12 protein-coding genes are annotated in these 10,294 nt (G+C 72.9%); 4 read left to right on the forward strand and 8 right to left on the reverse strand.

Features of this window, described 5'->3' with window-relative positions; genetic code table 11:
* The first annotated feature begins 5 nt into the window (after positions 1-5).
* Together ACY34M_RS31580 and ACY34M_RS31585 are read left to right on the forward strand one after the other, a co-directional pair.
* Complete coding sequence (locus tag ACY34M_RS31580; RefSeq protein WP_462721723.1) at positions 6-596, forward strand: TetR/AcrR family transcriptional regulator; 591 nt, start codon at positions 6-8, stop codon at positions 594-596.
* Positions 593-1,978, forward strand: a complete 1,386-nt coding sequence (locus ACY34M_RS31585) for an MFS transporter (protein WP_462721722.1) — start codon at positions 593-595, stop codon at positions 1,976-1,978. Before ACY34M_RS31580 ends, ACY34M_RS31585 begins: the two co-directional genes overlap by 4 nt.
* Before the next feature lie 16 nt (positions 1,979-1,994).
* Here the strand turns inward: ACY34M_RS31585 and ACY34M_RS31590 are convergent, their stop codons facing one another.
* The 4 genes from ACY34M_RS31590 to ACY34M_RS31605 all read right to left on the reverse strand — a co-directional run bounded on the left by ACY34M_RS31590 (position 1,995) and on the right by ACY34M_RS31605 (position 4,970).
* On the reverse strand, positions 1,995-2,639 hold the full coding sequence (locus tag ACY34M_RS31590; protein WP_462721721.1) for a LysE family translocator: 645 nt from the start codon (positions 2,637-2,639) through the stop codon (positions 1,995-1,997).
* A gap of 59 nt (positions 2,640-2,698) precedes the next feature.
* Positions 2,699-3,631, reverse strand: coding sequence for a hydroxymethylbilane synthase (gene hemC, locus ACY34M_RS31595; RefSeq protein ID WP_462721720.1), 933 nt, complete (start codon positions 3,629-3,631; stop codon positions 2,699-2,701).
* 62 nt (positions 3,632-3,693) lie between these two features.
* Positions 3,694-4,347: an HD domain-containing protein gene (locus tag ACY34M_RS31600; RefSeq protein ID WP_462721719.1), complete on the reverse strand. Its 654-nt coding sequence runs from the start codon at positions 4,345-4,347 to the stop codon at positions 3,694-3,696.
* Between the two features lie 44 nt (positions 4,348-4,391).
* A complete protein-coding gene (locus tag ACY34M_RS31605; protein WP_462721718.1) occupies positions 4,392-4,970 on the reverse strand; it encodes a TetR/AcrR family transcriptional regulator in 579 nt (192 codons plus the stop codon).
* Between the two features lie 184 nt (positions 4,971-5,154).
* On the opposite strand from ACY34M_RS31605, the gene ACY34M_RS31610 reads away from it, so the two are divergent.
* On the forward strand, positions 5,155-5,712 hold the full coding sequence (locus ACY34M_RS31610) for a hypothetical protein (RefSeq protein WP_462721717.1): 558 nt from the start codon (positions 5,155-5,157) through the stop codon (positions 5,710-5,712).
* Between the two features lie 61 nt (positions 5,713-5,773).
* On the opposite strand, the gene ACY34M_RS31615 is transcribed toward ACY34M_RS31610, so the two are convergent.
* A complete protein-coding gene (locus ACY34M_RS31615; protein ID WP_462721716.1) occupies positions 5,774-6,526 on the reverse strand; it encodes a PIG-L deacetylase family protein in 753 nt (250 codons plus the stop codon).
* Between the two features lie 37 nt (positions 6,527-6,563).
* Positions 6,564-7,868, reverse strand: coding sequence for an alpha/beta fold hydrolase (locus ACY34M_RS31620; protein ID WP_462721715.1), 1,305 nt, complete (start codon positions 7,866-7,868; stop codon positions 6,564-6,566).
* A 277-nt stretch (positions 7,869-8,145) separates the two neighbouring features.
* Between ACY34M_RS31620 and ACY34M_RS31625 the strand changes: the two genes are divergently transcribed.
* The gene (locus ACY34M_RS31625) at positions 8,146-8,616 is read left to right on the forward strand and encodes a flavodoxin family protein (RefSeq protein WP_462721714.1); all 471 of its coding nucleotides are present in this window, start codon (positions 8,146-8,148) and stop codon (positions 8,614-8,616) included.
* Positions 8,617-8,631: 15 nt separating this feature from the next.
* On the opposite strand, the gene ACY34M_RS31630 is transcribed toward ACY34M_RS31625, so the two are convergent.
* Entirely contained in the window at positions 8,632-9,153 is a 522-nt protein-coding gene (locus tag ACY34M_RS31630) for a nitroreductase/quinone reductase family protein (protein ID WP_462721713.1), read from the reverse strand.
* Positions 9,154-9,249: 96 nt separating this feature from the next.
* A complete protein-coding gene (locus ACY34M_RS31635) occupies positions 9,250-10,278 on the reverse strand; it encodes a LacI family DNA-binding transcriptional regulator (RefSeq protein WP_462721712.1) in 1,029 nt (342 codons plus the stop codon).
* Positions 10,279-10,294 lie beyond the last annotated feature (16 nt).

Genomic DNA, 10,294 nt, shown 5'->3' on the forward strand with positions numbered 1-10,294 from the left:
TGTCTATGCACACGGACGACACCACCACCGGACGCGGCCTGCGCGATCGACTTGTCGACACAGGCGTGGAACTCGTGGACACCGAGGGCGCGGCCTCGCTTTCGCTCCGCGAGATCGCCCGCCGCGCGGGGGTCTCGCACGGCGCGCCCCGCCGCTACTTCCCCACCCACCTGGAGCTGCTGTCGGCAATCGCCCGGCGCGGCTTCACGGACCTCGGCGAACAGGCCGCGCGGGCGCTCGCCGACAGCGCCCAGGATCCGCGTTCCCAAGTGGCGACCCTGGCGCGCGCCTATCTCGACTTCGCGGCGCGGCACCGCGGCATGTACGAGCTGATGTTCCGCCACAATCTGCTGGAGAGCGGCCAATTGGGGCTGCGCGAGACGAGCCTCCCGCTGTTCAAGGTGCTTGTCGAGCGGGTCGCCGCCGCTCGGCCGGACGCGGAGCCCGCACTCGTGGCCGGGGCGCTGTGGGCGAATCTGCACGGTGTCGCCCAACTGTGGGGCTGGGGCAGCCTCCAATTGGCCGTCGAAGCCGAGGACATCGAGCCTCTGCTGGCGTCGGTGCTCGACGCCCACCTGGGCCCGGTGAACCGGTGAACGGTCGCACCCACCGGCGTATCACGCTCGCGGGCAGTGTCGTCGGCGCAGTCCTCGTCGCGCTCGACGGCACGGTCCTGACGGTCGCCCAGCCCGCCCTCCAGGACGATCTCGGTGCCTCCCTCAGTCAGGTCCAGTGGACCAGCACCGGCTATCTGATCGCGGTCGCGAGCCTGCTGGTGTTCGCGGGACGCCTCGGCGACCGTTACGGGCACCGGCGTCTCTTCGGGTACGGGATGCTCGGCTTCGCGGCGGCATCCGCCGGGATCGGTGTCGCCCCTGACATCCGCTGGGTCATCGCCCTGCGCGTGGTGCAGGGGGTGTGCGGCGCACTGTTGCAGCCGGCGACGCTCGGCATGCTGCGGGCAGCGTACGCGGAGGATTCGCTCGGCATGCCGATCGCGCTGCGCACCAGCGCGATCGGCGTCGCGGCAGCCACGGGGCCGCTGGTCGGCGGGGTGCTGACGGCGCATTGGGGCTGGCGTTCGGTGTTCTTCCTCGGTGTGCTGCCCGCGGTGGCGATCGCGGTGCTCGTGCTCGGCGCTCGGGACGACCGGGCGGAGGCCTGCGGGAAGCCTGCCGTCGGGCTCGATCCCGGCGGTGCGCTGCTGCTCGCCGGGGCGCTCGGTTGTCTGGTGGCGGCGCTGGCCGCGCTCCCGACGGCCGGGTGGTCCGCGGGCACGGTGCTGCTCGCGGCCGGTGCGGGCGCCGCGGCGGTGGCGTTCGTCGTGCACGAGCGCCGTACGGCGGACCCGCTGCTGCCCCCCGCGCTGCTCGTGTCGCCTGCCGTCGCGTCGGCGCTGGGTATCCTGCTGACGGCCTCCGCGGCGCTCTTCGGCACGCTGTTCACCGGAACGTATTTCTTGCAGGACGTGCTGCGTCTCGACCCGCTCGGCACGGCGCTGCGGATGCTGCCCGCCGCCCTGTGCATGGTGCTCGCGGCGCCGCTCACCCCGCTGCTGCTGCGCCGCTACGGGTCCCGTGCGACGACGGCGGCGGGGATGCTCACCTTGGCGGTGGGCGTGTACGGCTTCGGCCGCCTCGACACGTCATCGACCCGGCTGGCCATCGGCGCCTGCGCCTTGGCGATGGGTGCCGGATTCGGAACGGTGATGGTCGCCGCGACCGAGTCCCTCGTCCGCCGGGCCGACCTCGCCGCTGCCGGAGTGGCGGGCGGGCTGCAGCAGACGGCGATGAACGTGGGCCCGACGCTCGGGGTGGCGACCGCGACCACCCTGCTCGCGTCCGGCAGGGACTTCGTGGCATCGATGGGGACGACGCTCACGGCGCTCGCGGTGCTGGTGCTCATGGCGGGTGCGGCGGCGGTGTGGCTTACGGACGGGGCGCGGGCGGCGGCGAAAGCGTCTGCGCGGGCGTCCTAGCCGACGCGGGCGGCGCTCACGTGGAGGCGGGGGTGCGGGACAGGGCGGTGCGCAGCGCGAAGACGCCGAGCAGGCCGCCCGCCGTGAACCGCTGGGCGGTCATGGCGCGGGGCCGTGCGGCCAGGAATCCCGAAACGCGTGCGGCGCCCAGCATGATCAGACCGTTCACGGTCATCCCCACGACGATCTGCACAGCGCCGAGCTGGAGCAGTTGCGCCGCGGCCGACCCCGCGTGCGGGGCCAGGAACTGGGGCAGCAGCGCGGCGTACATGAGCGCGATCTTGGGGTTGAGCAGGTTGGTCAGCAGCCCCATCGAGAACAGGCGGGCGTCGGAGACCGGCGGCAGGTCCGCGGCCGGGGCGAAGGGCGAGCGGCCGCCGGGCTTGAGCATGCCCCAGGCGAGATAGGCCAGGTACGCGGCGCCGGCCAGCTTGACCACCAGGTACGCCACCGGCACGGCGGCGAACAGCGCGGACAGGCCCGCGGCCGCGGCCAGCAGATAGGCCACGAATCCCACGGCGGTCCCGCCGAGGCTGACCAGACCCGCCCTGCGGCCCTGGGTGATCGCACGGGAGGCGAGATGGATCATGTTCGGTCCCGGAGTCAGGGCCATCCCCAGTTCGATGAGGGCCACTCCCCCGGCCGCTGCCGGACTGATCATCGGTCAACCTCCTGGTCGTTCGCCGGGCACATGATACGGCCCGGCTCACCAGGGGACGCTCAGTGGGGGATCTCGTCGATCAGGTCCCGCGCGCCCTGCCGCAGCAGCGCCACCGCGACCGACATCCCCAGCGTCGCGGGGTCCAAGGGGCCCGCCCACTCCTGCGCGTTGAGCACCCGCTTGCCGTCCGGCGTGAACACGCAGCCGCGCAGGGACAGATCGCCGGAGCGCTCGGCGCGGGCGTAGCCGGCGATCGGCGAGTTGCAGTGCCCCTGGAGCACGTGCAGGAACATGCGCTCGGCCGTCGCCTCGCGCCAGGTGTCGCGGTCGCCGAGCCCGGCCACCGCCTCCAGCGTCGACTCGTCGTCCTCGCGGCACTGGAGTGCCAGGATCCCGGCGCCGATCGGCGGGCACATCGTCTCCGTCGAGAGGACCTCCGTGATGACGTCGGTGCGCTCGATCCGCTCGAGGCCCGACAGCGCCAGGAGCAGCACGTCCGCGTCGCCCGCCGCCATCTTCTCCATGCGGCGGTTGGCGTTGCCGCGCATCGGGACGCACTCCAAGTGCGGGTGCGAGGCCGCGAGTTGCGCGACGCGGCGGACCGAGGACGTGCCGACGCGGGTACCCTCGGGCAGTTCGTCGAGCGTGCGGCCCGCCGGGTCGATCAGCGCGTCCCGCACGTCGTCCCGCTTCAGGTACGCGCCGAACGTGCACCCCTCGGGCAGCGGCCGGTCCGCCGGAATGTCCTTCAGGCAGTGCACGGCGAGATCGGCCTGCCCGTCGAGCAGGGCCCGGTCGACCTCCTTGGTGAAGGCGCCCTTGCCGCCGAGCTTCGACAGATCGCCCATCCACTTGTCGCCGCTGGTCGTGACGGGTACGACCTCGGTGCGGATGCCGGGATGGAGCGCCGCGAGTTCGGCGCGGACGCGCTCCACCTGGGCCAGAGCCATGGGCGAGGAACGGGAGACGATACGGATCAACTCGGCTGGCATGCCGACACGATAGCCCCTTTGGCGTCACGAGGATCCACGCGCCTGCCCGAGTGCGACCGTCCTCACTCCGGCCCGGACCGCCTCGACCATCCGCGCGCCTCGCCCTCGTCGATGAGGCGCTGCCCGGCCTGCCACAGCGCCCCGGACGCGCCCCCGATGACCGCCTTGCGGGCGCGGACGTCGTCGGCGGTGACGCCCGGGGTGCGCCATGTGCCGCCGCGCGCCATCCAGTTGAGCAGGAGGGGCTGCAGTCGGTCCATCGCCTTGGCGAAGGCCGCTTCGGGGGTGCGTCGTTCCTCGAACTCGTCCCACAACGCCCGCATGCGCCGGGCCTGGTCCGCCGGAAGCAGCCCGAAGAGCTCGTCGGCCGCGGCGCTCTCCCGCTCCTCCTGGTCCGCGCCCGCCGCACGGTCGTACAGCGGCGTGTCGCCGGCGTAGATCTCCACCAGATCGTGCAGGAGCACCAACTGGACGGTGTGCCCGACGTCGATGGGCCGGTCGGAGTGCTCGGCGAGGACGACGACCATCATCGCCAGGTGCCAGGAGTGCTCCGCGTCGTTCTCCCGGCGGTCCGCCGCGGCCAGCGGCGACTGCCGGAGCACGGTCTTGAGCTGATCCACCTCGACGAGGAAGGTGAGTTGCTCCCGCAGCCGGTCGTCGAGACCTTCGGGGAAGGGCGTCTTGTCGGCAAGCAGGCTGCGGCGCTCGTCACTCATGCGGTCATCGTGGCATGCGCGCACCGGCCTGCGGCGGCGCGCCGTCAGTCGGCGCGCAGGATGCCTTCCACCCCGTCGAGGAACGTCTCGGAGATGAGCGCGGGATCGAAGAGGCAGCCTGCGGCCATGGCCCCGTCCCGGAGCATGACGAAGTGCCGGCCCGCCGCGTCCGCGGGCACGCAACCGGCCTGTCCGAGCAGTTCGACGGCGGTGTCCAGGAACCATTGCCGATGCGCCAGCACGGCCTGGTGGACCGGGTGGGACGGGTCGGGGTACTCGGCGGCGGCGTTCAGGAAGGCGCAGCCGCGAAAGCCGGAGGACCGGATGCCGTCGGTGATGGTGCGGGCGACGGCGCGGACCGTGTCGGGCGCCGACAGTCCCTGGGCGCGGACGGCCTCGACCTGGCCCCGGATGCCCTGGTCGGCCTGCTGCAGGTAGGCGAGGACGAGCTCTTCCTTGCCCTTGAAATGCCGGTACAGCGTGGCCCGGGTGACCCGGGCCTCTTCGATGATCCGGTCCACTCCGACCGAGTGGATCCCCTCGCCGTAGAAGATGCGGGTCGCCGTGCCGAGCAGCCGCGATCGCGCCTCGGACGTCCTGCCGCCTGTCGTGCTCGCGCTCATGGCGCAACGGTACCAGGGGCGAGAGGGAGAACGTTCGGTCTTGACGGCGGGCCACGGCTGGCTTTAGATGAAAAGAGACCGAACGTTCTCCCTCGGTGGGAGGCTTCGGCCCCACACGTGATGTGCGCTCCGGCGCCGCACGCCTCCTACTCCACCCCTACTCCACCCTTCGAAAGGGATCCTCATGGAAACCGTCGTCTCCGCCCCCGCCCCCGCGCCCGCGACGAGCCCCGCCTCGTCCCTGCGCCGCCTGTACCTCCTGCGCTTCGCGTTCGCCGCGGTGTGGGCCGGTCTGCTGTTCACCACCGCCGGCCATCTGGGCACCCTCAGCAAGACGCTGCTCGTGCTCTACCCCTTGTTCGACGTGGCCTGCGCGATCGTCGACGTCCGCTCCGCCAGGGCGAGCCGCGGTCCGGTGCGCGGCCTGTACGCGAACATCGCGCTCAGCGTCCTGACCACCGCGGGGCTGCTCGCAGCCGTCTCCTCCGGCATTCCGGCCGTGCTGCGCGTGTGGGGCACCTGGGCCGTCACCGCGGGTCTCGTCCAACTGACCGTCGGTGTGCTGCGGCGCGGCATGGGAGGACAGTGGCCGATGATCGTCAGCGGCGGCATCTCCGCGCTCGCCGGGGCCTCCTTCGTCGCCCAGGCGGCCAAGGACGGCGCCTCCCTCACCAACCTGGCCGGGTACGCCTTCCTCGGCGGCGTCTTCTTCCTGATCTCCGCACTCCGGCTGCGGCGCTGAAGCAGCAGACAGCAGGCAGCAGGCAGCAGGCAGCAGGCAGCAGGCAGCAGGCAGCAATGGCCTACCGGCCGAACACCTCGAACGGCACCGCCGGCCTCCCGCCGAACCGCTCCCCCGCCGTCCGCGCGTTGTCCGTCAGGAAGGTGCGGCAGTACGTCTCCGGGTCCTCGCTCGTCAACGCCTCGATGTACGTGCGGTGTTCGAGGAGCGAGGCGACGGAGCGTTCGAGTCCGGCCGTGGCGTCGACCGCGTGCGTGGGGTGCGCCGACCCGAAGACCGCCACCCACCGCACCCCGTCCCACGGCTCCAGGCCCCGCTCGGCCAGCTCGGGGAAGATCCACCGGTTGCCCGCGTCGCCTGCCGCGTCGAGCGTGGCCCGGCCGACGGCGACGTGGTCGGGCGTGTTCCAGGCAGTGCCGCCCCAGGTGTCACGGTGGTTGAGGGTGACGACGAGTTCGGGTCGGTGGCGGCGGATCGCGGCGGCGATGTCGCGGCGCAGCGCGGTGCCGTACTCGATGACACCGTCCCGGTGGTCGAGGAACTCCACCGTCTCCACCCCGACGACGGCCGCACCGGCCCGCTGCTCCTGTTCGCGCAGCGGGCCGCACTTGGCGGGTTCGAGGGTGTCGATTCCGGCCTCGCCGCGGGTGGCGAGTACATAGCCGACCTCGCGGCCCACGTCGGTCCAGGCCGCGACGGCGGCGGCGCAGCCGTACTCCAGGTCGTCGGGGTGGGCGACCACGGCGAGCGCGCGCCGCCAGTCCTCCGGCATGGGCTGCAAGGGGGCTTGGGTCTGCGGTTCGGGCAGGGTCATACGGGCAGCGTAGGCGCCGATGTCCCGGCCCGCGGGGCTATGCCTCGCCCCGCGCCATCGCCAGCAGCCGGTCGAGCACGCGCGGACCGCCCGCCCGCAGGCCGTCGTGCTCGAACTCGTTCGTCACCCAGGGGCGCAGCCCGCGGATGGTCCGGGCGGTGCGCAGGGCGTGCTCCGTGTCGACGTACATGTCTTCGTGGTAGACGGCGGCGACGGCCGGGACCTCGTTGGCGGCGAGCCGGGTCGGGTCGTACAGCGGGGCCCAGTCGGTGCGGGCCGCCACCAGCTCCGCGACCTCGCGCAGCGGTCGCAGCGCCGGGTCGCAGTCGAACTGCCACGGGTGGATCGTCTCGCCGGTGAAGAGCAGCGGTCCGCCGCCGGCGAGTGTCTTCTCCCCGTCGAACTGCGGGAATTCGCCGCGCACGCGCTCCGCGGACCAGTCGGTGGGCCGACCACCCTGCGCGTAGATCGCCTCGTGCAGCACGGCGTACAGCGGGTGGGAGCGGTAGGACAACGCACCCGCGACCTGCTCGCGGAACGCGTCCGACAGCTCCAGTCCGCCGGGGGTCCGTACGAACGCGTCCTCCAGCAGATAGTGCAGCCGGTCGCTGCCGTCGCCCGCGCCGAGCCAGATGCCGAGGGACTGGAAGGCGGGCAGCGTGAGCCGATACCCGTTCGGCAGCACGGGCTCGTGCTCCAGGACGTACGCCGCGATCTCCCGCGCCCGCTCGACGTCCATCGGGTAACGGGCGTAGTGCGCGCGGACCTTGCGCTCGACGCGCGGGTACGCGGCCCGGTACACGTCGTCGGCGTGCCCGTCGAGCGTCGGCAGGCCGCCCGTGATGATCGCGGTGTCGAGCCCTTCCGGCGCGGCGGACAGGTAGCGGACGGCGCAGAAGCCGCCGAAGCTCTGCCCGAGGATCGTCCAGGGCGCGCCGCCGGTGACCTCGCGGCGGATGAACTCGCAGTCGCGCACGATCGAATCGGCGCGGAAGTGCCCCACGTACGCGGCCTGCTGTGCGGCGTCGCCGCGCAGCGGGAGCGTCTGGCGGTTGACGGTGGCGGAGGCGCCGGTGCCGCGCTGGTCGAGGAGGAGGACCCGGTAGTCCTTCAGGGCGCGGCCGAGCCAGGCCGCCGGGCCGGAGAAGCGGTTGGCGCCGAATCCGGGACCGCCCTGGAGGTAGAGCAGCCAGGGCAGCTTCTCGTGCGCACGCCCCGGGGCGACCGCCTCGCGCGCGAAGAGCTCGATGCGCTCCCCGTCGGGGACGTCGTGGTCGAGAGGTACGGAGAACCGTCGGTCGGTGAGGACGACCCCGGCCTGTCGGTAGCTGGCGGCGCTCAATGCGGCTCCTGTGCGCGGTGCGGACGATGCGTCCGCCCAGTTCAGCACAGGGTGTCGGGGTGACACGAAAGGGCCCCGCCGCGACGGGGGATGCACGGCGGGGCCCGGCTGCCGGGCCCAACCCGGCGTGTGACGCCAGTGTGGCAGCGACCGCCCTTGTGCGCACCCGGAACGGGATCCCGGTTCTGGTGGTGTCACATTCCGGGCTCCTGAACTGTTCTCAGTAGGTAAAGACCGGTCTCAGTAGGCCGAACCGGAGGAGAGAAAGGATCGTGAGATGAAGGCCGTCATCGTGTGCACGTCCGTGTCGCACGGCAACACGCGCCGTGTCGCCGAGACCATGGCCGAGGTGCTGGACGCCAAGGTCGTCTCCCCCGAGCAGGCCGACCTCGCGGAGCTCGCGGACGCCGACCTCGTGGGATTCGGCTCGGGTGTCTTCAACACCAGGCTCCATCCCCGGCTGACCGACTTCGTCAAGGCGCTGCCCGCCGGAGACGGCCGCGCCTTCGTGTTCGCCACCAGCGGGCTGCCCGAGACACCGCTGTCGCGGTTCACCCGCCCCTTGGGTCGGCTTCTCGAGAGCAAAGGCTTTCAAGTGAGCGGGAGTTTCTCGTGCCGGGCGTTCGACACCTGGGCGCCGTTCAAGCTGGTGGGCGGCATCAACAAGCGGCGACCGAACGACGGGGACCTGGCCGCGGCGCGGGCGTTCGCGGCGGGGCTTCGCGACGGGCGGGTGACGCCGTCCTGACACCTGCCGCGCAGGTCACGCCGTGCCGCCGCCCGGTCGTCCGTTCGCCCCGCCGGGCCCGTCGGCCCCCTCGGGCCCGGGTTCCAGGACCACCACGGCGGTCTCGGTGGGCCGCCTCGACGCGTGGGCGTCCAGGTTCGGTTCGATCTCGCGCCAGCGGGCCCACAGCCGCGAGCGCTCTTCGCCCGTCGCGGCGCGCCCGTGCACGGTCCGCGGGCCACCGACCAGTTCGGCCGTCGCCTCGGGGTGGGCCTGAAGATTGAGCCACCAGGCGGGCTCGGCCGCCGCCCAGCCGTTCATCGCCAGCGTGACCAGGCGCGGGCCGTCCTCCACGTACGCGACGATGACGCCGCGCCGACGGCCGGTGCGGCGCCCCGTGGTCGTCAGCCGCAGAGTGCCCCACTTGCGGGGGCGCGGCCGCCACAGCCCGACCCTGCCACGGCCCATCCGGTACGCGCCCCGGTGCACCGACCAGGCCGTGCGGATGACCCAGCGCGGCGGGAGCCACGGCGGCTTCGTACGCTCCTCGGCCGGCATGACGACCTCCCCCACGCGCGGTTGGCTGCGGTGCGGAGCACGCTAGCGGCGGCCTGCCGCGGCGGACAGGGGCCGAACGGCCCGTGAGCGGGCGACTCAGCGCGCGCCCAGGCTCGATCCCCGCACGACCAACTCGGGCTGGAGCACGACCCGGCGGTGCTCGTGCGCCCGCCCCGGCTCGTCGGCCGCCTCGATCTCCTCCAGGAGCAGCTCCGCCGCGAGGGCGCCCATGTGGACGGCGGGCTGCCGCACCGACGTGAGCGGAACGGCGGCCGCCGCCGCGAACTCGATGTCGTCGTAGCCGACGATCGCCATGTCGTCGGGGACCCGGACCCCGGCCGCGTACAGGGACTGAAGGACGCCGAGGGCCAGGAGGTCGTTGGCGCAGAAGACGGCCGTGGGGCGCTCGGTGAGGCCGAGGAGACGGGCGCCCGCGTCGCGGCCCGCGGCCACGTCGAGCCGCTCGGTGGGCAGTTCGCGCAGCGCGGATGCGGGCAGGCCGGCCTCCTTCAGGGCGCGCAGTGCGCCCTGGCGGCGGTCCTCGACCTGGTTGAGGGTGTGCGGGCCGCTGACATAGGCGATGGAACGGTGACCGGCGTCGACGAGGTGGCGCACGGCGAGCGCGCCGCCGTTGACGTCGTCGACCGAGACCGAGCACTCGGTGGCGCCCTCCGCGACCCGGTCGACCAGCACGAACGGGATGTCGTGCCGGCGGAAAGCCTCCACGGTGGGCCCGGTCGCCTCGGCGGGCGTCAGGAGCACCCCGCGCACCCGCTGTTCGGCGAAGAGCGAGAGATAGTCGGCCTCCTCGGCCGGGCTCTGCGCGCTGTTGCACACCATCACACCGAGCCCGGCGTCCCGCGCCGCGCGCTCGGCGCCGCGCGCCACGTCCACGAAGAACGGGTTGCCCATGTCGAGGACGAGCAGGCCGATGATGCGGCTGCGTCCGGCGCGCAGCTGGCGCGCCGACTCGCTGCGGACATAGCCCAGCCGCTCGATGGCGGCCTGGACGCGGGCCCGCGTCGCGTCGGCGACGGCATCGGGCCGGTTGATCACGTTCGAGACCGTGCCCACGGACACCCCCGCTGCGCGGGCGACGTCCTTGATCCCCACGGACTGTCCCATCGGGTGTGATCCTCCT

This window comes from Streptomyces sp. EDA2-14, assembly GCF_054963755.1.

Excerpts from the sequence above, each read along its gene's own strand:
- ACY34M_RS31580 (WP_462721723.1), top strand. The coding sequence starts at position 6 with ATGCACACGGACGACACCACCACCGGACGCGGCCTGCGCGATCGACTT.
- ACY34M_RS31590 (WP_462721721.1), bottom strand. The coding sequence starts at position 2,639 with ATGATCAGTCCGGCAGCGGCCGGGGGAGTGGCCCTCATCGAACTGGGG.
- hemC (WP_462721720.1), bottom strand. The coding sequence starts at position 3,631 with ATGCCAGCCGAGTTGATCCGTATCGTCTCCCGTTCCTCGCCCATGGCT.
- ACY34M_RS31600 (WP_462721719.1), bottom strand. The coding sequence starts at position 4,347 with ATGAGTGACGAGCGCCGCAGCCTGCTTGCCGACAAGACGCCCTTCCCC.
- ACY34M_RS31605 (WP_462721718.1), bottom strand. The coding sequence starts at position 4,970 with ATGAGCGCGAGCACGACAGGCGGCAGGACGTCCGAGGCGCGATCGCGG.
- ACY34M_RS31610 (WP_462721717.1), top strand. The coding sequence starts at position 5,155 with ATGGAAACCGTCGTCTCCGCCCCCGCCCCCGCGCCCGCGACGAGCCCC.
- ACY34M_RS31615 (WP_462721716.1), bottom strand. The coding sequence starts at position 6,526 with ATGACCCTGCCCGAACCGCAGACCCAAGCCCCCTTGCAGCCCATGCCG.
- ACY34M_RS31625 (WP_462721714.1), top strand. The coding sequence starts at position 8,146 with ATGAAGGCCGTCATCGTGTGCACGTCCGTGTCGCACGGCAACACGCGC.
- ACY34M_RS31630 (WP_462721713.1), bottom strand. The coding sequence starts at position 9,153 with ATGCCGGCCGAGGAGCGTACGAAGCCGCCGTGGCTCCCGCCGCGCTGG.
- ACY34M_RS31635 (WP_462721712.1), bottom strand. The coding sequence starts at position 10,278 with ATGGGACAGTCCGTGGGGATCAAGGACGTCGCCCGCGCAGCGGGGGTG.